23 protein-coding genes and 1 tRNA gene are annotated in these 23,430 nt (G+C 54.3%); 18 read left to right on the plus strand and 6 right to left on the minus strand.

From position 1 onward, the window contains the following. Positions 1 to 4: 4 nt before the first annotated feature. Positions 5 to 280, plus strand: coding sequence for an HU family DNA-binding protein (locus JMJ95_RS02715; protein ID WP_290682293.1), 276 nt, complete (start codon positions 5 to 7; stop codon positions 278 to 280). Positions 281 to 335: 55 nt separating this feature from the next. Here the strand turns inward: JMJ95_RS02715 and rsmA are convergent, their stop codons facing one another. The 3 genes from rsmA to nifJ all read right to left on the minus strand — a co-directional run bounded on the left by rsmA (position 336) and on the right by nifJ (position 4,941). Next, positions 336 to 1,136, minus strand: coding sequence for a 16S rRNA (adenine(1518)-N(6)/adenine(1519)-N(6))-dimethyltransferase RsmA (rsmA, locus tag JMJ95_RS02720; RefSeq protein WP_290682296.1), 801 nt, complete (start codon positions 1,134 to 1,136; stop codon positions 336 to 338). Between the two features lie 60 nt (positions 1,137 to 1,196). After that, positions 1,197 to 1,274: transfer RNA gene (locus JMJ95_RS02725), tRNA-Pro, on the minus strand. Positions 1,275 to 1,386: 112 nt separating this feature from the next. Continuing rightward, positions 1,387 to 4,941, minus strand: coding sequence for a pyruvate:ferredoxin (flavodoxin) oxidoreductase (gene nifJ, locus JMJ95_RS02730; RefSeq protein ID WP_290682299.1), 3,555 nt, complete (start codon positions 4,939 to 4,941; stop codon positions 1,387 to 1,389). A gap of 435 nt (positions 4,942 to 5,376) precedes the next feature. Here nifJ and trmB point away from each other — a divergent pair, with 435 nt between their 5' ends. The 3 genes from trmB to coaD are packed head-to-tail and all read left to right on the plus strand — an operon-like array spanning position 5,377 to position 7,376. Further along, positions 5,377 to 6,348: a tRNA (guanosine(46)-N7)-methyltransferase TrmB gene (gene trmB, locus JMJ95_RS02735; protein ID WP_290682302.1), complete on the plus strand. Its 972-nt coding sequence runs from the start codon at positions 5,377 to 5,379 to the stop codon at positions 6,346 to 6,348. A gap of 15 nt (positions 6,349 to 6,363) precedes the next feature. Then, the gene (locus tag JMJ95_RS02740) at positions 6,364 to 6,873 is read left to right on the plus strand and encodes an RsmD family RNA methyltransferase (protein WP_290682305.1); all 510 of its coding nucleotides are present in this window, start codon (positions 6,364 to 6,366) and stop codon (positions 6,871 to 6,873) included. After that, positions 6,870 to 7,376 (plus strand): pantetheine-phosphate adenylyltransferase, encoded by a 507-nt coding sequence (gene coaD / locus JMJ95_RS02745; protein ID WP_290682307.1) that lies wholly within the window; start codon positions 6,870 to 6,872, stop codon positions 7,374 to 7,376. Before JMJ95_RS02740 ends, coaD begins: the two co-directional genes overlap by 4 nt. Here the strand turns inward: coaD and JMJ95_RS02750 are convergent. After that, entirely contained in the window at positions 7,336 to 8,571 is a 1,236-nt protein-coding gene (locus tag JMJ95_RS02750) for a nucleotidyltransferase family protein (RefSeq protein WP_367153741.1), read from the minus strand. The genes coaD and JMJ95_RS02750 overlap by 41 nt on opposite strands. 83 nt (positions 8,572 to 8,654) lie before the next feature. Here JMJ95_RS02750 and JMJ95_RS02755 point away from each other — a divergent pair, with 83 nt between their 5' ends. The 13 genes from JMJ95_RS02755 (at position 8,655) to JMJ95_RS02815 (ending at position 19,335) form a co-directional block, all read left to right on the plus strand. Then, entirely contained in the window at positions 8,655 to 9,857 is a 1,203-nt protein-coding gene (locus tag JMJ95_RS02755) for an acetate/propionate family kinase (RefSeq protein WP_290682310.1), read from the plus strand. A gap of 27 nt (positions 9,858 to 9,884) precedes the next feature. Then, positions 9,885 to 10,460: a DUF177 domain-containing protein gene (locus JMJ95_RS02760; protein WP_290682313.1), complete on the plus strand. Its 576-nt coding sequence runs from the start codon at positions 9,885 to 9,887 to the stop codon at positions 10,458 to 10,460. 21 nt (positions 10,461 to 10,481) lie between these two features. Then, positions 10,482 to 10,685: a 50S ribosomal protein L32 gene (gene rpmF / locus JMJ95_RS02765; RefSeq protein WP_290682316.1), complete on the plus strand. Its 204-nt coding sequence runs from the start codon at positions 10,482 to 10,484 to the stop codon at positions 10,683 to 10,685. A gap of 165 nt (positions 10,686 to 10,850) precedes the next feature. Continuing rightward, positions 10,851 to 11,420 (plus strand): transcription factor FapR, encoded by a 570-nt coding sequence (gene fapR / locus JMJ95_RS02770; RefSeq protein WP_290682474.1) that lies wholly within the window; start codon positions 10,851 to 10,853, stop codon positions 11,418 to 11,420. A 21-nt stretch (positions 11,421 to 11,441) separates the two neighbouring features. Next, positions 11,442 to 12,431, plus strand: a complete 990-nt coding sequence (gene plsX, locus JMJ95_RS02775; protein ID WP_290682319.1) for a phosphate acyltransferase PlsX — start codon at positions 11,442 to 11,444, stop codon at positions 12,429 to 12,431. Between the two features lie 17 nt (positions 12,432 to 12,448). Next, positions 12,449 to 13,447: a beta-ketoacyl-ACP synthase III gene (locus tag JMJ95_RS02780; RefSeq protein WP_290682322.1), complete on the plus strand. Its 999-nt coding sequence runs from the start codon at positions 12,449 to 12,451 to the stop codon at positions 13,445 to 13,447. Beyond that, positions 13,437 to 14,408, plus strand: a complete 972-nt coding sequence (gene fabK / locus JMJ95_RS02785; RefSeq protein WP_290682325.1) for an enoyl-[acyl-carrier-protein] reductase FabK — start codon at positions 13,437 to 13,439, stop codon at positions 14,406 to 14,408. The genes JMJ95_RS02780 and fabK overlap by 11 nt, the downstream gene beginning before the upstream one ends. Before the next feature lie 13 nt (positions 14,409 to 14,421). Continuing rightward, positions 14,422 to 15,369 (plus strand): ACP S-malonyltransferase, encoded by a 948-nt coding sequence (gene fabD / locus JMJ95_RS02790; protein WP_290682328.1) that lies wholly within the window; start codon positions 14,422 to 14,424, stop codon positions 15,367 to 15,369. A 1-nt stretch (position 15,370) separates the two neighbouring features. Then, a complete protein-coding gene (fabG, locus tag JMJ95_RS02795; RefSeq protein WP_290682333.1) occupies positions 15,371 to 16,114 on the plus strand; it encodes a 3-oxoacyl-[acyl-carrier-protein] reductase in 744 nt (247 codons plus the stop codon). Between the two features lie 26 nt (positions 16,115 to 16,140). Continuing rightward, positions 16,141 to 16,392, plus strand: coding sequence for an acyl carrier protein (acpP, locus tag JMJ95_RS02800; RefSeq protein WP_290682336.1), 252 nt, complete (start codon positions 16,141 to 16,143; stop codon positions 16,390 to 16,392). 100 nt (positions 16,393 to 16,492) lie between these two features. Continuing rightward, positions 16,493 to 17,731, plus strand: a complete 1,239-nt coding sequence (gene fabF, locus JMJ95_RS02805) for a beta-ketoacyl-ACP synthase II (RefSeq protein WP_290682339.1) — start codon at positions 16,493 to 16,495, stop codon at positions 17,729 to 17,731. Between the two features lie 15 nt (positions 17,732 to 17,746). Beyond that, positions 17,747 to 18,466 (plus strand): ribonuclease III, encoded by a 720-nt coding sequence (gene rnc / locus JMJ95_RS02810; RefSeq protein ID WP_290682342.1) that lies wholly within the window; start codon positions 17,747 to 17,749, stop codon positions 18,464 to 18,466. After that, positions 18,463 to 19,335: a hypothetical protein gene (locus JMJ95_RS02815; protein WP_290682346.1), complete on the plus strand. Its 873-nt coding sequence runs from the start codon at positions 18,463 to 18,465 to the stop codon at positions 19,333 to 19,335. The genes rnc and JMJ95_RS02815 overlap by 4 nt, the downstream gene beginning before the upstream one ends. A gap of 46 nt (positions 19,336 to 19,381) precedes the next feature. On the opposite strand, the gene JMJ95_RS02820 is transcribed toward JMJ95_RS02815, so the two are convergent. Beyond that, positions 19,382 to 20,557: an MFS transporter gene (locus JMJ95_RS02820; RefSeq protein ID WP_290682349.1), complete on the minus strand. Its 1,176-nt coding sequence runs from the start codon at positions 20,555 to 20,557 to the stop codon at positions 19,382 to 19,384. Between the two features lie 612 nt (positions 20,558 to 21,169). Further along, complete coding sequence (locus JMJ95_RS02825; protein WP_290682352.1) at positions 21,170 to 22,162, minus strand: biotin--[acetyl-CoA-carboxylase] ligase; 993 nt, start codon at positions 22,160 to 22,162, stop codon at positions 21,170 to 21,172. 78 nt (positions 22,163 to 22,240) lie between these two features. Here JMJ95_RS02825 and prfB point away from each other — a divergent pair. Further along, a protein-coding gene (gene prfB, locus JMJ95_RS02830) for a peptide chain release factor 2 (protein ID WP_290682355.1) occupies positions 22,241 to 23,342 on the plus strand; the annotation gives its coding sequence in 2 pieces (ribosomal slippage) (positions 22,241 to 22,312 and positions 22,314 to 23,342; 1,101 coding nt in all). The last annotated feature ends 88 nt before the right edge of the window (positions 23,343 to 23,430 follow it).

Consider the following 23,430-nt stretch of genomic DNA (forward strand, 5'->3'; position numbering starts at 1 on the left):
AAAAGTGACCAAGGCAGAACTGGTAACTGAGGTTGCAAAGGCGACAGGGTTGAACAAAAAAGCTTCCGGCGCTGCCGTCGGAGCGGTTTTCGAAGCCATCGAAAGTGCCCTTGCCAAGGGTGAAAAGATCCAGCTGGTTGGCTTCGGAACGTTCGAAGTCCGTGAAAGGGCTGCCCGCGAAGGCCGGAACCCCCAGGATCCCAAGAAAGTCATCAAGATCCCTGCGAAGAAAGTCCCCGTTTTTAGGCCCGGAAAAGCTCTTAAGGACAAGGTGGAATAATCGTTCTCCTTTCTTTTTTTGTTGGTCTCTTCTCTTTTTTTCAGAGAAGAGACCTTCATTTTTTTATTTTTTGGTGCAGTGCGAGCCATTTTTCCGCGGAAAGCTCTTCAGCCCGCGCATTTTTCCCTATTCCCAACTCCGCAAATACCTCCGGCCACGGAATATCCTCCCTGAAAGTCTTCAGGTTGTTCAGCAGCTTTTTTCTCCTCTGGGCAAAACCGCTTCTGAGCATTCCTCTCCAGGACCCGTCCGTGGCAAGTTCCCGGTGCTCTTTTCCCAAAGTTATTTCCAGCAGGCAGGAATGGACCGCCGGAACCGGACGAAAAGCCGCAGGCGGCACATTCAGCACTTTCCGGGCACTCCCCGTCAGCTCAAGAGTTACCCCCAGCGGATATCGTTCTTTTGTTGAGGGGGGAGCTGTTATCCTCTCCGCAGACTCTTTCTGAACCATGAGAAGGAAATAACCGGCTGAAGGAAGGGTTTCGAGAAGCTTCCAGAGAAGGGGAGTCGTTATGTTATAGGGGATGTTTGCTACAACCTTCGACGGTGCAGGGGAAAGAAGAGAATAGTCCGCCTCGAGGGCGTCACCCCAGATGAGGCAAAAACGGCCGGGGTGGAGAAGGGAAATATCGGAAAGAAAGGGCTCCAGCCCCCTGTCGATTTCCATGCTGAACAAAAAAGTGCAGGGAGAGGCAAGAAGCTCCCTGGTAAGCACTCCCTGGCCGGATCCCACTTCAAGGATGACATCTCCTGCCGCCGGAGCGGCCCTTTCGACGATTTTACGGAGAATGTTTCTGTCGGCAAGAAAGTTCTGGCCCAGGTTTTTTTTGTGTCGGAACGGTTTCCTTTCAATCATGATGTTTTCACTCCAGTAAGAATACAAAAAAGCGGGGTAATAAACCCCGCTTGTTATTCCTGGTCGGGACGAGAGGATTCGAACCTCCGACCACCTGCACCCCATGCAGGTACGCTAACCAGACTGCGCTACGTCCCGTACTGACCGGGATATTTTACCCTTTCCCGGCGCTCCGGTCAAGGGAGAAAATAATGTACTCTTTTAAAAAAGAGGAAGAGGCAACGCCTCTTCCTCTTTCGAGTGATTGAACCTATGCCTCCGCCTTCACGGGCTGCTTGCCCATTTCAGCGAGCTGGCGGTAGATTTCATACCGCTCTTTGGCGTCCTTCTCTGCCTTTTCGAAGAGCTGGTCGGCTATCTCGGGGAATTCCTTCTTCAGGGAGGCATAGCGGACTTCGCTCATGAGGAACTCCTGGAAATTGGCCTTGGGTTCCTTGGAATCCAGAACGAAGGGGGGCTTCCCTTCAAGGGCAAGGTCCGGATTGTACCTGTAGAGGTGCCAGTAACCGGCTTCCACTGCCTTTTTCGTCTGATCCTGGGTCTTGCCCATTCCGGCACTGATGCCGTGGGCAATGCAGGGGGCGTAGGCAATCACAAGGGAGGGCCCCTTGTAGGCTTCGGCTTCCTTCAGGGCCTTCAAGAGCTGGTTCTTGTCGGCTCCCATACCGACCTGGGCGACGTAGACATAGCCGTAGGTCATGGCGATTCGCCCGAGGTCCTTCTTCTTGACCCGTTTGCCGGATGCGGCAAATTTGGCGATGGCCGCGGTGGGAGTGGACTTGGAGGACTGCCCGCCCGTGTTGGAATAGACTTCCGTGTCGAGGACGAGGACGTTCACATCTTCTCCGGAAGCAAGCACATGATCGAGGCCGCCGAAACCGATGTCATAAGCCCAGCCGTCGCCGCCGAAAATCCAGACGGATTTCTTGACGAGATAGTCTTTCCTGCAGGCAATCTCGCACAGCAGCTTGTTGCCTTCAGCTCCGATATCCCTGTCAAGGACGGCAAGCACCTTTTCTGCGGCAGCCTTGGACTTTTCTCCGTCGTCCATGGACTCGAGCCATTCGGTAAACGCGGCCTTCATGTCTTCGGGTATATCCATCGCAACGAGGGCTTTCATGGCATCAACGATGTAATCAACCGTGGCGTTGAGTGAGAGTTTCATGCCGTAGCCGTATTCCGCATTGTCCTCGAAGAGGGAGTTCGCCCATGCAGGTCCCTGTCCCTTTGAGTTGACGGTGTAGGGCATGCTCGGAGCCGAAGCGCCCCAAATGGAGGTGCATCCGGTAGCGTTGGCAATGATCATTCTGTCTCCGAAGAGCTGGGTGACCAATTTAACATAGGGAGTTTCTCCGCATCCCGAGCAGGCGCCGGAGAACTCAAGAAGCGGCTGGGAGAACTGGCTTCCCTTGACGGTGAACTTGTTCGTCTCGGCAGACTTGTCCGAAACGGTGAGAGCGTAGTTCCAGTTCGGGATTTCCTTCTCCTGGGTCGCAAGGGGCTTCATTTCCAGGGCGCCCACAGGGCATATGTCGGCGCAGTTTCCGCAGCCCATGCAGTCCAGAATGTCGACCTGCATCTTGTATTTGCATCCGGGGAATTCTTTTCCTTTGACTTCCACAGCGCCGAATCCTTCGGGAGCCTGGCCGGCTTCCTCTTCGTTCAGGACGAAGGGGCGGATGGAGGCATGAGGGCAGACCATGGAACACTGATTGCACTGGATGCACTTGTCGCTTTTCCACTCGGGAACGTTGACGGCAACGCCCCGCTTTTCATAGGCCGACGTGCCCGAGGGGAAATGTCCGTCCTCCCGGCCGACAAAAGCGCTGACGGGAAGGCTGTCTCCCTGCTGGGCGTTGACGGGCATGCACACATCCCTGATGAAATCGGGGATGTCCTCGGGAAGGCCGCTCAGAAGCACCGGATCGGTGGTGGCGTTTGCCCACTCGGCAGGGATTTCGATCTTCTTCAACGCCTCGATTCCAGCATCCACGGCCTTGTAGTTCATCTCGAGGATCTTGTCACCCTTCTTGCCGTAGGTGTGGTCAATGGCATCCTTCATGTATTTCACGGCATCCTCGATGGGGATAACGCCGGAAAGCTTGAAGAATGCGGACTGCATTATCATGTTGATCCTGTTGCCGAGGCCGATCTCTTCGCCGATGTCGGTTCCGTTCAAAACGTAGAAGTTGATCTTCCTGTTGGCGAGGTAGCGCTTTACCTTCGCCGGAAGATGCTTGTCCAGATCCTCGACGGAAGTCCACTGGGTATTCAGCAGGAACGTGCCGCCTTCCTTCAGACCGGCAAGAACGTCATACAGGTGGACGTACTCTTGTTTGTGACAGGCGATGAAATCCGCCGTGTCGATAAGGTAGGTCGACTTGATGGGCTTTTTCCCGAAGCGGAGGTGGGAAACGGTGATACCGCCCGATTTCTTCGAGTCATAGGCGAAATAGCCCTGGGCATACAGGTCGGTTTCGTCGCCGATGATCTTGATGGAGTTCTTGTTGGCGCCCACCGTTCCATCGGAGCCGAGTCCCCAGAACTTGCATCGAATGGTTCCTTCCGGTGCGGCGGTAATTTGCTCGTTGACCGGCAGGGAGGTAAAGGTGACGTCGTCGGTGATGCTGATGGTGAAATGGTCTCTGGGCTGGTAGGACTGAAGGTTGTCGAACACGGACTTGATGTGGCTCGGAGTTGTATCCTTGGAACCGAGACCGTACCGTCCGCCGACCACAAGGGGCTTCTCTGCCTTGTCCTTGAAGAGAGTGCAGACGTCCTCATACAGAGGTTCGCCGAGCGCCCCGCTTTCCTTGCAGCGGTCAAGCACGGCGATCCTCTTGACGGACGCCGGAAGGACATCGAAGAAATACTTCTCGGAGAAGGGCCTGTAAAGGTGAACTTCGAGCACGCCGGTCTTACCGCCTCTGGCGTTGAGGTAGTCCACCGTCTCCTCGATGGTCTGGCATACTGATCCCATGGCCACGATTACGTGTTCCGCATCGGGTGCTCCGTAGTAGTTAAAGGGGTGGTACTCCCGTCCGGTCAGCTTCTTGATCTCCTGCATGTAGGACTCGACGGTTTCGGGAATAACCGTATAGAAACGGTTGATGGCTTCTTTTGCCTGGAAGAAAATATCGGGGTTCTGGGCGCTCCCCTTCTGGAAGGGATGTTCCGGGTTCAGGGCGCGGGCCTTGAATTTCGCAAGGGCGTCGTAATCCACAAGTTTCGCCAGGTCGTCATACTCAAGGACATCGATCTTCTGGATTTCGTGAGATGTTCTGAAACCGTCGAAATAGTTGAGGAAAGGAATGCTTCCCTTGATGGCGGAGAGATGAGCCACGGCCGTGAGGTCCATGACTTCCTGGACGCTTCCTGCGGCGAGCATGGCAAACCCGGTGCCCCTGCAGGCCATGACGTCGCTATGATCACCGAAAATCGAGAGCGCGTGCCCGGCGACGGCCCGGGCACTGACATCGAAAACTCCGGGGAGCATTTCGCCCGCGATCTTGTACATGTTGGGCATCATGAGAAGAAGCCCCTGGGAAGCCGTAAACGTAGTGGAGAGAGAGCCTGCAGAAAGGCTTCCGTGGACTGCGCCGGCAGCTCCCCCCTCAGACTGGAGCTCGGTGACCCTGACAGTCTTTCCGAAAATATTCTTCCTGCCGTGGGCCGCCCATTCATCAATAACTTCGGGCATTGTGGAGGACGGTGTTATGGGATAGATTGCGGCAACTTCAGTGAAAGCGTATGAGACGTGAGCCGCTGCGTTGTTTCCGTCCATCGTTTTCCAGTTTCTTTTCATTAAGGTACCCCCTCTTGAATTTCAGGCGGGGGCGCCTTGAGCCCCTTGGCCTGATTATTATTCCTTATGAAATAGATGCGAAAGGCAAATCCGGACTGTCGTGTATTCTTATTTTACAACAAAACGGGGATTTTGCATTCTGTATAATTCGGGAGCGACGTCCGGTGAAAAACCAAATACACACTATTTCACTTGCTGATCTTACCATAAAGTTTCGTCCGGTCAATTTGTGAAATGATTTGTGAAATGATTTCTGAATCGTAATCCGTGCAGACACCCGCCGTCGGGAAATTTTTTAAATCGAGCGGCCGGACTGTTGGTCCCTGTTTTTCCGGGAGATGAAAGCCTTCTTCTCCACCGGTTGTGCGGCAGCAGGATCAGGACTGTTATAATTGTAGCCCTGAAATCTTTGAAATGAACGAAGAGGGGTCCCGAATGGTGAGCGATATGAACAGAGTCGTTGTCCTGCCTGAGAAAGAAGATCTTCCCCTCGAAATGGACAGGGGAATGACCGGATCAGATGTGTTTCTGGAGATCGGATTCGGCAACGGAGAATTTCTCGAGAACCTCGCCGGAGAAAACAGGCACGGGGTTTTCTGGGGAGTGGAAATGTCGAAAGCCTGCCTGATGAGAGCCTACAGAAGAATTGAAAAAAAAGGGCTCCATAATGTTTTCCTTATTTGCGGGGATGCCAGGTTTATATTGAAAGAATGCGTCCCTTCCTGTTCTCTTGAGGGGGTTTTTATGAATTTCCCCTGCCCGTGGCCGAAAAAAAAACATTCGAAGCGACGGGTGTCAAGCGGTGAATTTTCGGCGGAAATCGCTAGAGTCCTGAGGCCCGGAGGTTTTTTCGAACTGGTCACCGATGAGGAATGGTACGGGAAGGAAGTTCGGGACGTTCTCTCATCCCATCCTTTGCTTTCCCTCTTTGCATGGGAGGTTAATCCTCCTCGAAGTATCAGGACGAAATATGAAAGAAAATGGCTCGAAATGGGGAAAAAAATATATCTTTCACGATTTTTGAAACAGGACGGGAAGTGCGAAAGAAAATCCGGTTTCCTTGGGAGGGCTGAAGAAGTGCATGTTCGGGTAATGGGAAAATATGATCTGGATTCTTTCCTCGGCAGTCTTTATGGCACGGAAGGCGACGTGCCGGATGGGCGCTGGGTCTTCAGGAAACAGTACGCTGCCGAAGACGGAGTCCGCCTGATTGAGGTGGTCGCCGCTGACGGAGCCTTTGAACAGAAGTTTTTTCTCCAGGCGGTCCAGCGGGAGGAAGACGTGCTGATCAAAGTATCACCCTATTCCGCTCCCTTTCTGACCCCTGCGGTAAGGGGCGCTATAGAAAATCTCGCTGAAAAACTTGGAGTGCGCGCGGAAGCAGAGTCTCTCCACAGACAGGTCTGAGGAGGTGCGGCTCATATGAAGGAAGCCCGTCCAACCTCAGGGAAAGTCCTGCAGGCTCTTTTCAACATTCTCGGCAACATGCGGGACAAATCGTTCCTCGACCTGTTTTCCGGGACGGGCAGAGTGGCCCGCATGGCGAGGGACCGTGGAGCGGCTCCTATAGCGGCCGTGGAAATCGTGCCCCGGAGGGTGAAGGAAATAAGATCCCTTTTTCCCGGAGATGAAGGTGTTACCATACTGACCATGGATGTCAGAAGAGCCGTTGTTTTTTTGCGGAGAAAGGGCTTTTTGTTCGACGTAATTTTCGCCGACCCTCCCTACGGGGCAGGGTGGCCTTCCGTTTTGGGATCAATTCTCTTCCCCCCCGAAGGATCCCTTCTCGCTCCGGGAGGAGCGGCGGTCGTGGAACATTCGGCAAGGGAGAAAATGCCGGAAGGGGAAGGGTGGCGGGTTATTGACACCCGCGAATACGGAGACACGGTCCTGACATTTCTCTCGTCTGCCGGGAGAGGGGGAGAAGAATGAAACGATCCATCAGCGCGGTCTACCCTGGTTCCTTCGACCCGATCACCAACGGGCACATCTACATCGCGGAACGGGCTGCCGCCCTTTTCGACGAGGTTGTGGTCAGCGTCCTGCTGAATACCCAAAAAAAGGCGGCTTTTTCTTTGGAAGAGCGAAAGGCAATGGCACGGGAGGCTTTGAGCCATCTCCCCAACGTCAAGGTTGACTCTTTCTCGGGACTCCTCGTAGACTTTCTGCGGCAGGAGCAGAGCCGCATCATAATCAGGGGGCTCAGAGCCCTTTCGGATTTCGAGTACGAGTTCCAGCTTGCCCTTATGAACAGGCAGCTTGCCCCGGAAATCGAGACGTTGTTCATCGTTACCGAAGCTCGGTATTCATACCTCTCGAGCCATGCGGTGAAGGAGATATACCAGTTCGGAGGAGCAGTTCACGACATGGTCCCCCCGGGGGTCTTTCGGCGGCTCAGGGAACGTTTTCCCCTTCCGGGAAACATTCTCCCATGAGGGGATATCGTTTCTTTTCCTCTCCCGGCGAAAAAACGGCCGTCAGCTCTTCCCAGACGTTGCATGCCGACTGTTCAATACCCGCTAGGAGGAGGGCTTCTCCCTTCATGCCTGCCGGGGCTTTCCCCATCACTGGAAGGCGTGATGAAGACCGCATTTTCCGCAGAATTTCCATGCCCACTTTGTCCGCACCGAGAACCCGTATGTATTGAGGCCCCGAGCGCTGGAGTTCCCTGTTTTCACCATGATCGATCCCAAGAAGGAAATGGATCAGCTGGCGCTGTATTCTGCCCCGGGGATAACGGGCCGTGGTACATTTCGAGACGAACCCGGACCAAGAAGAAGAGAGGGCGGCATATTTTAACAGCCGGTTTTCCATCCCCTCGGTCATCTCGGAGGACCGGGCCAGTTCTTCAGAGGACGTCCTGATAATAAGGAAGCGGATCAGCCTCCAGAGCATTTCCCTGGAAAGAACCACTTTCCCGTTCGTGATGCATCGGTTCAGTATCCTGACGGTAGAGGGGGGCAGGGCTTTTTCGGCCTCTTGCCGCTTGCCTTCCGCCAGGGCTTTCCTCACCGCCGCAGCGCTCGGGAATACGTTTCCGAGGTCCGTGTCATGAAACCCGGCTCCCGTCCGCCGGACAGGTCTGCAGGAAATGCAGTACCCTTTTCTTAGAATCCTCTCCATATAGGAAAGGGCCAGGGTATTGTTCGGCAGCGAAACGAAGGTCCCCCATCCACCCTGAATTTCTTCCAGGGCTGCTGCCCGGGCCTTGACGTAGGAAAATCCCGAATTCAGCTTTTTTTTCAGATTATCCTTGAAATGTGAGGGTTCGTGCACTAGAATATCAAGAAGAGGGGTCGTGTTGAATTCGGGCTGTTCCATTCCAAAAGAAAGAGAATCCACCACACCTGTGGCAGCGAGAATATCCACAGCTCCGGCGGCGAAAACGCCGGCATTATGACAGGAAAAAAAGGCCGGCAGTTCGAGCACGAGATTGGCCCCGGCCCGGAGCGCGGATTCCGCCCTGTCCCATTTGCTCATCACGGCAGGCTCGCCCCGCTGGGTAAAATAAGACGACAGCACGACGACGATGGCGTCGTCCTTGTTTTCTTTTGCTTTTTCAAGATGGAAAAGATGTCCCTTATGGAACGGGTTATATTCGGCCACAATACCTATTATTTTTTTATATATTCAGACCATCCGCCTTCCGCTGGGTTTCAACATAAAATACAGCCTAGGGACGGCGGCGGTCAAGAAGAGGAAGGGGTTGCGTAATGAAAATTCTGGTGGTCAACTGCGGAAGTTCATCCCTCAAGTATCAGCTTTTTGACATGACCGACGAATCGGTCCTCGCCAAGGGGCTGGTAGAGAGAATAGGCATAGAGGGTGCCCGGATCAAGCACACGAAGACAGGCATGGACACCGTCATAAAGAACACGGAGATTTCGAACCACAAGGTGGCCTTCAAGATTGTGGTCGAGGCGCTTCTCGACGACAGCCACGGAGTGTTGAAAAGTCTTGACGAGCTTTCTGCCGTGGGACACCGGGTAGTTCATGCGGGGGAGAAATATGCCGGCTCCGTCATGATCACCCAGGACGTCATCGACGCCCTTGAAGAATGCGTCCCCCTCGCACCCCTTCACAACCCGGCGAATCTTATGGGCATTTATGCCGTTACCGAAGCCCTTCCCAACGTCCCCCAGGTAGGCGTATTCGACACCGCTTTCCATCAGACCATGCCGGGATATGCCTACATGTACGGTGTTCCCTATCACTACTACGAGAAGTACAAGGTCCGCCGCTACGGCTTCCACGGCACAAGCCACTTCTACGTGTCCAGGAGGGCGGCGGCAATCCTCGGAAAACCTGTGGAGTCTCTCAACATCGTCACCTGCCATATGGGCAACGGCAGTTCCCTCGCCGCAGTAAAGGGAGGAAAATCCGTGGATACCAGCATGGGATTCAGCCCTCTTCCCGGCGTGATCATGGGGACGAGATCGGGAGACGTGGACCCGCTCCTTATTTCCTTCCTATCAGAACAGGAAGGCATTGACAACAAGGCCATGAGTCATGTCCTCAACAAGGAAAGCGGGCTTCTGGGAATTTCCGGCGTGAGCAGCGACCTCAGGGACATCGAGGAAGCGGCGGATGCCGGAAACCAGAGGGCCAGGCTTGCCGAGGACATGCTGTATTACGGGGTCAAGAAGTATATCGGATCCTATGCCGCCGCCATGGGCGGAATGGATGCGCTGGTCTTCACCGCCGGCATCGGCGAAAACAGCGACAGGGCCCGGGAAGGCATCTGCTCCGGCCTTGAATTCATGGGAGTCAAGCTTGACCTGGAAAAAAACAAAGTCCGCGGCAAGGAGTGTATCATCAGCACCGACGACAGCCGTGTGAAGGTCCTCGTCGTTCCCACGGATGAAGAACTCGTCATCGCCAGGGATACGAAGAAGATCGCCCTGGACGGGAACTAGGGTAAGAATTCCGAGAGGCCCGTCAAAATGCTCACAGAGAAATCGGCTTCATGGAAATTCGAGCTTGAAACTCCGGAACTCGGCAACCCGGAAGCTGTGACCAGTTTTCATGCCGAAACGGATACAGAGCAGCTCGACAGCATTTTGTACGACGGCCTGGAATTCACCTTTGAGGGGCCGGTCATCGTGGATGCGGAGGCCCGTTGGGCCGACAGCGACCTTGCGGTTTCTTTGAGGATTTCCGCAGTCTTTTCCGCGCCATGTTCACGATGTCTTGAACCTTCACGTATTGAAATTCTGGACGATTTCCTGTATCTTTACTCATTGCGGAAGAAAACGTCTGCAGAAGAGGCTTCCGCAGAGGAAGATTTCCATGTGGTACCGGTGTCGAGATGGCAGCGTTTTTTCGATATTTCGGATCATGTCTGGGAAAGTATTGTCATATCTCTTCCCAGGAAGGTTCTCTGTTCAGCTGACTGCGAAGGGTTATGCCCCCAATGCGGACGGCCTCTCAGAAACGGGGGGTGCGGCTGTTCACCGAAAGAGGTCGATCCGAGGATGGAAAAGCTTCTCGGTATAACGATTGAAGAGACGCCAGAATAACGAAAAGGAGGGAAGTCCAGAATGGCAACGCCGAAAAGCAGGGTATCCCATGCCCGTACACATAAAAGAAAGTCAGAGTGGATCGGGGCTCTTACTGCTCCGGAAGTTACGACGTGCCCCCATTGCGGCGAGGTGATCCAGAATTACCGGGCCTGCAGTGAGTGTGGTTTTTACCGGGGCAGGCAAGTGATAAAGACCGCCTCGGAAGAGAGAAAAGAGGCTTAATCCGGAGAAGCCAGGCAAGAGGAAGGGAGACCTTCCTCTTTTTTTTAATTTCCATCTTCTTCCATTCCGTCTTCTCCCATATTGACCACCGGCCCCCGGGGTACTATACTTGCCAAATCTTAAGAGCAGATACTATCATCAGGTCCCAAAACGGAGGGGACATCCATAAAGTCTCAAAAAAAGAAAAACAGACAGGACAGGCTATTGAAGCTTATCGAACAAAATCCTCTGGCTACCGATGAAGAACTCGCGGCTTCCCTTACGGCAAGCGTGAGCACCATCAGGCTGGACAGGGCTGTTCTGGGTGTTCCGGAGTTAAGGGAAAGAATGCGCTCCATGGCCCAGAAGGCCACCAGCAGGCTCCGCTCCCTGAAGCAGAGCGAAGTGGTCGGAGACCTTCTCGAGCTTGAGCCGAACAAGCTGGCACTTTCGGTGCTTGAAACCCGCAGGGAAATGGCTTTCAGGGAAACGGACATAGTCTGGGATCATTACATCTACGCCCAGGCAAGTTCTATCGCCATTGCCGTCGTGGAAGCAGATCTAGTCATAGTGGATTCAGTGCGGGGAGAATACAAGGGACACGCGAGAGTAGGAGATTCCTTGGTTGCCAGGGCCAAGGTCGGTCTCCATAAAGACAACAGGTACATTGTCAGCGTGAGGACACAGGTAGGCGAAAAGGAAATCTTCGTCGGGAGATTCGTTGCTGCGGTTTTATCGCAAAGCGGATCAGCATAGCGTGAGAGAGGTGAACTCCATTTGATTCTTGCCCTGGATGCCATGGGCGGTGACCATGGCCCTTCAGAGATTTGCAGGGGAGCGATTTCCGCCTGCGAAGAGAACCCTGATCTCGAACTCGTTCTCGTGGGGCAACGTTCTGAAATTGAACCTCTGCTTGAAGGAGTGCCCCGGGACGTTTCCGGGAGAATTTCCATTGTTCATGCCGAAGAAAAGATAGGCATGGACGAGCATCCTACAACGGCCATTCGGAAGAAGCGCCACTCGAGCCTCCGCATAGCCATGGAAATGGTCAGGAGCGGAGAGGCCTCCGGATGTGTTTCCGCCGGAAACACGGGAGCAATTGTCGCGGGCGGTGTCCTGGTGGTGGGACGAATTTCGGGGATTGACCGGCCCGCTCTTGGAGTAGCTCTCCCGACGTTCAAGAAGTACACCTTCCTTCTCGACGTCGGGGCGACCGTTCGGAGCAAGCCCGAAAACCTTTTCCAGTTTGCCCACATGGGCAATGTGTATTCAAAAAAGATTCTCGGTGTACCCGAACCCCAGGTTGCGCTCCTGGCGAACGGTTCGGAAGAAATCAAGGGCGATGAGGTCATAGCGGGGGCAAAAAACCTCATTAAGGCGAGCGGCCTGAATTTCACAGGATACGTTGAAGGCGACGATATTCCCTACAGCCGGGCCGATGTTGTCGTCTGCGACGGTTTTTCAGGAAACGTGCTGCTCAAGTTCGCGGAAGGCGTGATGTCAGCGGTGTACTCCATCCTCAGGGAAGAGATGGGGCACAGAATCATGCCCAAGTTCGGGATGGTCTTCATGATCCCCATGATGAAAGACCTCTGGGCACGGTTCAATTATGAAAAATACGGAGGCACTCCCCTCCTTGGAGTAAACGGGGTTGTGGTGAAGGCCCACGGCCGGTCCAAGGCCGACGCTATCACGAACGCCCTGAGAGTTACACGGAATTTCGTTTTGCAGAACGGAGTCGAGCTTATCAGAGAAGAACTGGGGTAGGTAAAGGAGGTTTCCCTATGGTTTTTTTTTCCGGTGTTTCCGTTTCCATTAAGGGTACGGGAATGTACGTTCCCGAAAAGGTACTGACAAACAACGATATTTCGCAGATGGTCGAAACCAGCGACGAATGGATTCGGGAGAGAACCGGCATCTGCCGCCGCCATATCGCCGCACAGGGAGAGCTGACAAGCGATGTTGCCCTCAAGGCGGCTCGTGACGCCCTCCAGAATTCCGGTACCGATCCTCTTGATCTTGACATGGTTATTGTGGCGACGAACAGCCCTGATACGCTCTTTCCTGGAGTCGGACCCAAAGTGCAGGGGCTCCTCGGAGCCGAAAAGGCCGGCGCTTTTGATGTCCAGTCGGGATGCACGAGCGGCGTGTACGCCCTTACCCTGGCTGCCGGCGGCATTGCGTCGGGGATTTGGAAAAAGGCGCTCGTCATCGGGGCGGAAGTTCTTTCTCCCCTGATCGACTGGACGGACAGAAATACCTGCATCCTGTTCGGAGACGGAGCGGGTGCCGTGGTGCTCGGCGTGTCCGGAGAAGGCGAAGGCCGGTTTATTTCCGCAGACCTGAGGTCGGACGGAACCAAGCACGATCAGATCGCCTTCCTCGGGGGGCTTGTGGAAAACCCGGCCTCACCCGAAACTATTGAAAAAAAGCTCCATTTCATTTCGATGAAAGGGAATGATGTCTTCCGGTTCGTCAACCGGATCATTCCACCATTTTTACGACAGTTTTGCCTTGACTCCGGCATGGAACCGGAAGAAATATCATGGTGGTTTTTCCATCAGGCGAACCAGAGAATAATCGAACGGTCGGCGGAACGTCTCGGGATTTCCCCCGAAAAAGTGGTCATCAACATCGACGAATACGGCAACACTTCAGCAGCTTCGGTTTTCATTGCCCTCCACGAATTTCTCAGGGAGGGCAGGGTGCAAAAAGGAGACAAACTCCTCTTTACCGCTTTCGGAGCGGGCATGACCTATGGAGGTATTATCTATGAAGCATGACTCCGGCACTGTGTTCAGCGAAAACAGGATTACCCGTCTTTTCGGGTGCGAGTACCCCCTGGTTCAGGGGGGCATGGCCTGGGTGGCGGATGCAAACCTTGCCGCTGCGGTGAGTAACGGCGGAGGTCTCGGCATCATCGCCGCAGCGAATATGCCCCCCGACCTGCTCGAATTCCAGTTGCAAAAAGTGAGGACCCTCACGGACAAACCCTTCGGCGTGAATATCATGCTGATGTCGCCCACCGTCGACCAGGTGATCGATCTTGTGGCGAAGTACAGGGTCCCCATCGTGACCACGGGAGCGGGAAGTCCGGGAAAGGTAATCGACATTCTCAAGCCGATGGGGACTATTGTCGTTCCCGTCATAGCCTCGGTCGCACAGGCGAAAAGAGTGGAAAAACAGGGGGCCGACGCCGTGGTGGCTGAAGGGATGGAGGCCGGCGGTCATATCGGTGAGCTCACCACCATGGTCCTCGTACCCCAAATCGCGGATTCCGTTGAAATACCCGTCATCGCTGCCGGCGGCATTGCCGACGGCAGGGGGGTAGCAGCGGCATTCGCCCTCGGAGCTGAGGGGGTTCAGGTCGGCACCAGGTTTATCTGTTGTGAGGAATCCACCGTACATCGTGCATACAAAGAAGCGGTCATAAACGCCAGGGACAGAAGCAACGTGGTAACCGGCCGTTTTACGGGACACCCCGTCCGCTGCCTGAAGAACAAGCTGACCGCAAAATTCGAGGAGCTTGAAAAATGCGGCGCTTCATTGGAAGAGTATGAACGGCTCGGAGCAGGGAAACTCAGGGCCGCGGTAGTAGAAGGTGACGTGGAGTGGGGTTCCGTCATGGCAGGGCAGAGCTCCGCTCTTGTAAATGACATTCGGCCTGCAGCCGACATCATTCAAGAGCTCTTCTCGGAAGCGGGGAACATCGTAAACGCCCTTCCCCGGAAGATCTTCAGGTGAGGTGATACGGCTTATGGCATATTCGCTCATCTTCCCCGGGCAGGGATCCCAGGAAGCAGGCATGGGGAAGGATTTTTTCGATGCCTTTCCCTCCGCGAGGGACGTTTTCCTCCGAGCCGACCAGGCTCTCGGGTTTTCGCTGTCGAGTATCATCTTCAACGGCCCGGAGGAAGAACTCATGAGAACGGCGTTTACCCAGCCGGCGATTCTTACTGTAAGCACAGCTATTCTGGAATGCCTGAAAAAAGAAGCCGGCATCATCCCCGCGCCCCTTTTCATGGCAGGACACAGCCTGGGAGAATACACGGCCCTGGTTGCTTCGGGAGTCCTTTCCCTTGAGGACGGCGTGAGGCTGGTCCATCTTCGGGGCAGGCTCATGCAGGAAGCGGTGCCGGAGGGTGAAGGCGCCATGGCTGCCATTCTCGGGCTCGACCCGGATTTGGTTTCTGCGGTATGCTCGGAAGCGGCGCCCGGAGGGGAGTGCCGGCCGGCGAACTTCAACTCCCCGGGCCAGGTGGTTATTTCCGGGAGCACTCCGTTTGTACGCGCAGTCATGGAAAAGGCAAAAGAGGCCGGCGCAAAAAAAACCGTTCTTCTGAACGTCAGCGCCCCGTTTCACAGCAGACAGATGCGCCCTGTGGCCGACAGTCTGCGGGAAGCCTTCGGTTCACTAGAGTGGCATGAACCTTCCGCGCCGATCGTCTCCAATGCGCTTGCGCGCCCGGTACGCTCCGTTCATGAAATACAGCAGGCCCTTTTCGACCAGACCTTCATGCCCGTCCTCTGGAACGACTCGGTCAACCGAATGGCGGATGACGGAGTAGATACCTTCTTTGAAATCGGTCCGGGATCGGTGCTCAGCGGGCTGGTCAAAAAATGCAGGAAAGGGGTCACTACCCAAACCTGCGGTTCTGTTCCAGAATTCGAGGCTCTTTCAAACAAACTGAAGGAGATGGTGTAGAATGACGGAAGAGAAAACTGCGCTTGTGACAGGTGCAGGCAAGGGGATAGGCAGAGCGGTTGCCCTCCGTCTTGCTACTATGGGGTTTTGTGTCGCGGTTAATTACAATCGGAGCGAAAAACAGGCCGACGAAGTCTGCCGGCTGATCAGGGATGCCGGGGGGATTGCTCTTCCCTTCAGGGGAGACGTTTCTTCCGTGAGCGACGTAAAAAATCTGTTTTCCGATGTGGAGAAGAAACTAAGCCCGGTTTCGGTACTCGTCAACAATGCAGGAATAACGAAAGACGGGCTTCTTATGAGAATGGAAAGTGACGATTGGAATTCCGTGCTGACAGCCAATCTCTCCTCAGTGTATTATTGTACGAAGGAAGCGATTCGGGGAATGGTACGGGCAAAGTGGGGCAGGATCATCAACATCTCGTCGGTGGTCGCCCTGATAGGAAATCCGGGTCAGGCCAATTACTGTGCTTCCAAGGCAGGCATCATCGGCTTTACCAAATCGGTAGCAAGAGAATATGCCGGAAAGGGTATTACGGCAAACGCTCTCGCCCCAGGCTACATAGCCACGGAAATGACGGATGCCCTTCCTGACGCCGCAAGAATCAGGCTTTTACAGCAGGTTCCCGCCGGCCGGCCGGGAACCCCTGAAGATGTTGCGGCGGCGGCGGCCTTTCTCGCCTCAGGGGATGCGGCGTATATAACCGGACAGGTAATCGCCATTGACGGCGGTATGACCATGTGCTGAAATACAATGGAAGGGGGTGAACGAGAATGAAAAAAGAGGAAATGCTCGCCCGTTTGAAAGAAATCATCATCGACAGGCTTGATGTCGAAGAAGACCAGATAGTTCCGGAGGCTTCCTTCGTGGAAGACCTCGGTGCGGATTCGCTGGACATCGTCGAGCTCATTATGGGCATCGAGGAAGAATTTGACATCGAGATTCCCGACGAGGACGCTGAAAAGCTGACGACCGTGGGAGAAGCAATGAACTATACCCTCGGCAAACTAGGAGTTGACGAGTAGTTCACAGAACACCTGACTTGACGGGAAATCCGGAGGGATTTCCCGTCAAGTTCCTTTCGTAAAATTATGTTCCAACCCTGCAGCAGAGGAGTGAAGCGTTTTGAGAAGGGTTGTCGTGACCGGGCTTGGCGTTGTGAGCCCTATAGCAACGGGAAGAGAAAATTACTGGCAGGCTTTGAAAGAAGGCAAGAACGGCATAGGTCCGCTGACGACATTTGATGTGTCTGATTGCCCTGTTCCCTTCGGAGCTGAAATCAAGGATTTCGATCCGCTTCAATGGATGGAAAACAAGGAAGCCAAGCGTTCCGACAGGGTTATTCAATTTGCGGTGGCGGCGGCCGACCTTGCCGTTGCCGATGCGAAGCTTGATACGGCAAGCCTGGATCCCCATAAATTCGGAGTCTATATCGGCAGCGCTCAAGGCGGCCTCGAGACTACCTTCAACAACTTCAAGATCATGATGGAAAAAGGGCCGAAACGAGTCAGCCCGTTTTTCATACCCATGATGATCAGCAACATGTCCACAGCTTACGTGGCCATCAAGCACCATGCGCAGGGGCCGAACTTGTGCGTTGTCACAGCCTGCGCCACATCGGTCCACAGTATGGGCGAAGCATACCACACCATCATTCGGGACGATGCCGATATTATTCTGGCCGGAGGCTCTGAGGCGGCCCTGAGGAGCATCAGCATAGCCGGATTCGCAGCAATGAAGGCGATTTCCACCCGGATGGAGGCACCCGAAAAAGCATCCCGGCCTTTCGACATCGACCGTGACGGCTTTGTCATGGGGGAAGGAGCAGGTGTGCTCGTCCTTGAAGAACTGGAACATGCGATGAAAAGGGGCGCTCATATTTACGCCGAGCTTGTCGGTTACGGTTCAACATGTGACGCAAGCCACATAACGGCACCTGACCCTGAAGGCGACGGAGCGGCCAGAGCTATGAGGAAAGCAATGGCCCACGCAAAATGGCTCCCCGAAGACGTTGATTACATCAATGCCCACGGGACTTCCACCCCTCTCAATGACAAGATGGAGGCCATAGCTATCCGTTCGGTTTTCGGTGAACATACGGACAAGGTGCTTGTCAATTCGACCAAGTCCATGATAGGTCACTGCCTCGGGGCCGCTGGTGCGCTGGAAACCGTGGCGGCCATGCAGTCTATCCAGGAAGGGATTATCCACCCGACGATCAATCTTGACACTCTCGATCCCGAATGCGCCATCAATGTCGTGGGCCCCAGGTCAGTGCATAAGAGCGTCTCCAGGGTCCTCGTCAACAGTTTCGGATTCGGCGGGCATAACGGCGTGGTCGCCTTCCAGAAATTTGAGGATTAGACAGTCCGTTTCTCCATGAACTACGCAGTCTGGTTTTCCGCAGAGCTGGAAAAACTCCAGGATCGCATTGGGTATCATTTCAGCGATGTCGGCAAATTGGAGAATGCCCTTGTGCATTCTTCCTACGCCTACGAAAAGGGCAAGCTGGAACATAACGAGAGAATGGAATATCTGGGAGATGCCGTGCTTGAGCTCGGCGTCTCCCGTTTTCTGTACGATTCCTTTCCTTCCTTCGACGAAGGCAGGCTGACCCGTTCCCGGGCCGCCCTCGTCTGCGGAAAATCCCTTGCCGAGTGGGGGAGGGAGCTCGGACTGAGCGAACTTCTCAGAACGGGGAAAGGCCTTGAAACAGAACAGGTGCGTCACGGTTCTCTCTGTTCCGACGCGGTAGAGGCTCTAGTGGGGGCAGTATTCCTTGACGGGGGATACTCTCGGGCCATGGATCTGGTCGTCCGATATATTGCGTTTCACCTTTCCCGCCATCCTATCGACGGTGATGAAACCGACCCGAAATCCGCCCTCCAGATGCTGGCCCATGAAAAAGGGATGCCGAGTCCTGTCTATGAGGTTCTTTCTGTCTCTGGAAGTGCCCATTCCCCCATATTTTCAGTCCGGGTCCTGATTGGAAGCAAAGAGTCAGGAGCGGGAGATGGTGAAAGCAGAAAAGCCGCTGAATTTGCGGCCGCACGGAACGCCTTTTTTTTGCTGAACCGGGAGGAATTGGAGCCGGAATGAAAAAATTCGCAAAGGCAGGAGTTCATTTCCCCGTTTTTCTTTTTTCCCTTTCTCTTCTTCTGCTTTTCTTTCCTGCTGCGCCGGGATACTCATGGGAACTCCTTGTTTCCTCCCCATGGCTTTCCACGATAGCCCGATTTATCGGCGGAGTCAATGTTGCGGTAAAAGCTGTCCAGGAGTGGGACGATGAAGGAATACCCTTCCGGAAGATCCGCCGGCGGAACATTCTCCCCGAATCAAGAATCGTGGCCCTTGATGTCTTTGAAGCCACCTCTCTGGGGCTTGAGCGAAAGCAGTTTCCCCGTCTTTTCCTTCTTTACGGCACTGTGCCCTTCGACAGGACACGAGCGGACTATTACTTTTCCGACCCGTCAGTTCTTCCGTTTATTGCCCAGAGGGTTCTTACCGCCCTCGCCCAGTTCGATCCCGGGAACTATTCCTATTACCAGAGAAGACTATCGGAATTCCAGACCAGGCTCGACAGTACCGTTCTCGTGGGAAGACAACTCCTCAGGGACTATCCGATATTTGACCTTTCCGGCGGATTTTCCAGCCTTCTGTCGGCTGCAGGATGCACTCTTCTTCCGGAGGACAGGGCATTGGTTGAAAAGTGGAACAGAGCCGAGGACCTGCAGAGCCTGCAGGCCGCGGTCAGCGAAGCGCTAAAACAGCGAATACCGGTAATTGTCGACTCCGGCACCCCAAAGGCGATCAGGGATGCCCTGAAGGGGAACAAGGACATCCTTGTTCTCGGACGCCCGGGACAGGAACAGGACCTTCTCCTCTTTTTTCATGACCAGTTTCTTTTGCTGTGGAATCGTCTTGCCCCTCTCAGGCAGCGCCGGCTGACAGAAAAAGAAGGTCCCTGAAACAACCCGGTCACCCGGCCTTCACGAAACGCTCATGCGGCTTCCCCTATCGCGCTCCCTTCAGGGAGAAGAAGGGATAGGCCGCAAGAAGGAGCATGGCGCTGAGAAAATAAAACGGAACACCCTTCCCGGTATGATCAAGAAGCATTCCTACGAGGACAGGTCCCATGGTCATCCCGAGACTGAAGGCAATATTGAAAAGCCCCATTATGCGCCCGGACCCGTACGTCTTCCCCCTTGCAGCGGCCATGGTGACAAGGGAAGGAGAGGCGAAGGCATGCCCGACACCGAAGGCTATGCTCGCAATGGAGAGGCTCAGGAGAGTTCTCAGGTTCGGAAGGCCCACGAGGGTGACCGCAGAAATCAGCCCCCCTACAAGAATAAGGCGGTTTTTGTTCGGGATGTTGTCGGCAAGTCTGCCTGAAACCCTCTGCAGAAGGCCGGTGGAGAGAGAATTCAGGGAGACCACAAACCCGATTTCGGGAAGAGAAAGCCGTGTTTCCGAGGCAAGAAGGGGAATCATCATCACGAGCACACCCCGGCACATGGCGGAACAGAATTGGAAGAAAAAAACCATCAGCATTTCATGGTCGGTGAGAATGGCGTTAAAAACAGACTTGAACCCGTGGAACTCCCCGCTCCCCCGCCCTGAAGAAAGGGTGCCCGGCAGGAAGCGGAAGACCAGGGCCATGGAAAGCACAGTCAGGGCCGTCATGGCATAGAAAGGCGCGTTAAAGCCGATATTTTCAGCAAGGAGACCGCTCAGGAGGGGCCCCGTACCACTCCCGAGAAAAAGGGCCCCCTGGAGGGATCCGAAAAAAACGCCCTCTTTCCCTTTCGGCGCCACTTCTGCTCCGATGGCCATGGTAATGGGGACAACCATGGCTGAACCGAATCCGTGGACTAGTCTGACTGCAATGAGGCTTCCCGTGGTGGATGCGAAAGTATATGCGACGGACGCAAGAGCGTAAAAAGCAAGCCCTGAAAGAAGGAGCACTTTCCTGTTCATCCTGTCCGCCAGTTCTCCTGAGATGATCATTCCGCCGGTCCTGGAAAAAGAAAAAGACCCTATGATCGTTCCTATGGCGAGACCGCTCGCCCCCAGCCGCTTCGCATAGAGAGGCAGCACCGGGGCAATGATGCCGATTCCCAGCATGGCACAGAACATGGAAAGGCTGAGAACAGTTAAAATTTTTCGGTAGGAAACCTCTGTTGAAGACAACAAAAATGCACTCCAATCGTTCTTTGTTGATTTTTTTCTTCCCTTTCCATATTTCACGTTCATGATACTATCCTTTGTCTACAATTTCAACGCATCCAACCTAAATCCGCACCTCAGCGGGGAGCGTCACCGGAACTCGCTTGGGCGGGGGGTGCAGATTGTCGTTCGTGGCAACTGCCCAAGCGAGTCCCGCGGCTCCCTGCGTTAGCCGGTGGCCAGCCTGTGAAACCGACATCCGTGTCGGTTTCTCTCACCTCAGGCGCCCTCCCCCAGGGGCCTCTCCGCAAGGAGCGCGGAGCGAGATCTCTTCGTCCCTGGGGAGGGCGAATTCACCTTTTGCCCGGCGGACACTCCCTCTGCCTGAAAAATGAGCGGATTTTGGACATCATGAACGGGCGCCACGGCAAAGCCGATTCTATACAGGAAAATAGAGCCTGCTTTCCGGTGAAATGTCCCCCTCCGGGCACCCCGGAAAGAGAGAGGGAACGGTTCATGCCGGAACAAAAAAACCTGAATTCTGAGGCGAAATTCAGGGTTGCCGCAATGCCGGAAATAGGGCTTCCGTGATTTTCGGCTTTCACAAACCCCGAATTACTTCAGTTTCTTTCCTTTTCAGTCCGGAGTGGCATGGACAACGTCAGCGGCACAAAAAGACCTGGTTCCCTCCCTGTTTTCCACTAGAAGCTCTCCATTCTCTCCGATGCCCGCAGCCCTTCCCGCAAACCGCTCTTCTTCAGTTAATACGGTAACGTTTTTCCCGATAGTCGAGCATTCTTCCCTGTATCGGGAAAGGAGGGTCTTACCACCATCGGCGGAAAGCCCCTCTATTAAATGATAAAATTTCTCAATGACCGCCGCACAGAGGATGCCCCTATGGACCGGTTCGGTTCCCGAGCCCAGGGATGCAGCGTTTTCTAGCCCGGCACCGGCAAGGTCCTCCTTGCTCAGGGAAATGTTGATGCCTATTCCTGTACAGCAGTCCCGTATTCTTTCCGGGTCACTCGAAGCTTCTGAAAGGATCCCGCAGATTTTCCTTCCCTCGAACAGCAGGTCGTTCGGCCATTTGAGGGAAACCGTCGTTCCGCAGACGGTGAGTATCGCTTCCCTGACCGCGAGCCCGGCGGCGAGGTTGACCAGCTGCAGGCGTCCGGGAAGCATGCGGGGCCTGAAAAAGACGGAAAAATACAGTCCGGCTCCCCTGGGAGAAATCCAGATTCGTTCTCTCCTGCCCCTGCCCTTCGTCTGTTCTTCGGCAATGACGACAAGACCGTCTATTTCGCTCTGCCTCCCGATTCTTTTCGCAGCCTCCTGGGTTGACGGGACGGTTCCGAAGACATGGATTTCCCCGCCCCAGGGACAATCAGACGAAATCATGCTTCCAATCAAGGAGGGGGCGAGATCGTAACCGGGGAGTTCCCTGAGGATGTAGCCTTTCTGGGGGACGGAAGTCACGACAAAACCTTCCTCCTCGAGATCGCGAACAGCCTTCCATACAGCCTGTCTTGAAATAGACAGCGCCCGGGAGACAACGCCTCCCGATACGACGGTTCCCCCGGAATCGCGGAGAAGGCGGCTGAGTTCAACTGTTGCACGTCGAGATTTCATGGAATGTCCCCCTTATCTTCCATGCCGAATGATATAATGAAAATACACGCAGCACAATGACAACGAGGAGGAATCGACATGGCGATAACGTCAAACGCCACTGTTCTGGAGGAACTGCGGGTCATGAGAAAAGACCTGCAGGACAGTCTTTGACCTGGATTCGATAAGGCAAAAAAAAGAAAAACTGGAAGCTTCCGCTTCTTCTCCTGATTTCTGGAACAGGGAAGATTGTCATACCGTCACGAGGGAAATTGCACAGCTTCAGCAGAAACTTGATACCTGGGAGAGGGTGGACGGCATTTTTCAGGATCTGGCCATTCTCTCCGAAATGCTCTCTGAAACGGATGACGATGAACTACAGCGCGAATTCGATGTCACTTCGGCAAACCTCAAGAAAATCATCGAAAAGGAGCAGCTCCTTCTGCTTCTTTCTGAAGAATATGACATCAACAACGCAATACTTACAGTGCATGCAGGGTCGGGGGGGCTGGACTCCCAGGACTGGGCGGAGATGCTTCTCCGACTTTTCCTTCGCTGGGCTGAACGGGAAGACTTCAAAACAAAAATTCTTGAAATCCTGCAGGATGAGGAAGCCGGAATAAAGAGCGCCACAGTTCTTGTGGAAGGCGATTTTGCCTACGGTTACCTCAAGTCGGAAAAGGGAGTTCACCGCCTTGTCAGAATCTCTCCCTTCGATGCGGCCAAACGCCGCCATACCAGCTTCGCCTCGGTGGATGTCGCACCCGAGCTGCCCGACGATGTTGAGATCGAGATCCGGCCTGAGGACCTGAAGATGGACACATACAGGGCCAGCGGAGCCGGAGGGCAGTATGTCAACAGGACGGATTCCGCAGTCCGGATAACCCATATTCCGAGCGGGATCATTGTTGCATGCCAGAACGAAAGATCCCAGCACATGAACAGACAGGTTGCCATGCAGGTGCTGCGCAGCAGGCTTTTTGAAAAGGCCTGGCACGAAAGGCAGCAGGAGCTTCTGGCAATCCAGGGAGAAAAGAAGGAAATAAGCTGGGGAAGCCAGATACGAAGCTACGTTCTTCATCCCTATACGCTGGTGAAAGATCACCGGACAGGACACGAAACGGGAAACGTTCAGGCTGTTCTCGACGGCGATATCGACGAGTTTATCATGAATTTTCTGCGCTGGAAGAAACAGAACTGACGATTCTTGACCGGGAGGAAATTGCCCATGAAACCTGTTCGTTTTTTTTTGATTCTCCTTTTGTCCGTTTTCCTGTCCGTATCCGCGG

Origin of the sequence: Aminivibrio sp. (assembly GCF_016756745.1) — a bacterium.
In the GTDB taxonomy this organism is placed as follows: domain Bacteria; phylum Synergistota; class Synergistia; order Synergistales; family Aminobacteriaceae; genus Aminivibrio.

Bases quoted from the DNA above. Each gene is read 5' to 3' on its own strand.
- rsmA (WP_290682296.1), bottom strand. From the start codon at position 1,136: ATGATTGAAAGGAAACCGTTCCGACACAAAAAAAACCTGGGCCAGAAC.
- nifJ (WP_290682299.1), bottom strand. From the start codon at position 4,941: ATGAAAAGAAACTGGAAAACGATGGACGGAAACAACGCAGCGGCTCAC.
- trmB (WP_290682302.1), top strand. From the start codon at position 5,377: ATGGTGAGCGATATGAACAGAGTCGTTGTCCTGCCTGAGAAAGAAGAT.
- JMJ95_RS02740 (WP_290682305.1), top strand. From the start codon at position 6,364: ATGAAGGAAGCCCGTCCAACCTCAGGGAAAGTCCTGCAGGCTCTTTTC.
- coaD (WP_290682307.1), top strand. From the start codon at position 6,870: ATGAAACGATCCATCAGCGCGGTCTACCCTGGTTCCTTCGACCCGATC.
- JMJ95_RS02755 (WP_290682310.1), top strand. From the start codon at position 8,655: ATGAAAATTCTGGTGGTCAACTGCGGAAGTTCATCCCTCAAGTATCAG.
- JMJ95_RS02760 (WP_290682313.1), top strand. From the start codon at position 9,885: ATGCTCACAGAGAAATCGGCTTCATGGAAATTCGAGCTTGAAACTCCG.
- rpmF (WP_290682316.1), top strand. From the start codon at position 10,482: ATGGCAACGCCGAAAAGCAGGGTATCCCATGCCCGTACACATAAAAGA.
- JMJ95_RS02780 (WP_290682322.1), top strand. From the start codon at position 12,449: ATGGTTTTTTTTTCCGGTGTTTCCGTTTCCATTAAGGGTACGGGAATG.
- fabK (WP_290682325.1), top strand. From the start codon at position 13,437: ATGAAGCATGACTCCGGCACTGTGTTCAGCGAAAACAGGATTACCCGT.
- fabD (WP_290682328.1), top strand. From the start codon at position 14,422: ATGGCATATTCGCTCATCTTCCCCGGGCAGGGATCCCAGGAAGCAGGC.
- fabG (WP_290682333.1), top strand. From the start codon at position 15,371: ATGACGGAAGAGAAAACTGCGCTTGTGACAGGTGCAGGCAAGGGGATA.
- acpP (WP_290682336.1), top strand. From the start codon at position 16,141: ATGAAAAAAGAGGAAATGCTCGCCCGTTTGAAAGAAATCATCATCGAC.
- rnc (WP_290682342.1), top strand. From the start codon at position 17,747: ATGAACTACGCAGTCTGGTTTTCCGCAGAGCTGGAAAAACTCCAGGAT.
- JMJ95_RS02815 (WP_290682346.1), top strand. From the start codon at position 18,463: ATGAAAAAATTCGCAAAGGCAGGAGTTCATTTCCCCGTTTTTCTTTTT.
- JMJ95_RS02825 (WP_290682352.1), bottom strand. From the start codon at position 22,162: ATGAAATCTCGACGTGCAACAGTTGAACTCAGCCGCCTTCTCCGCGAT.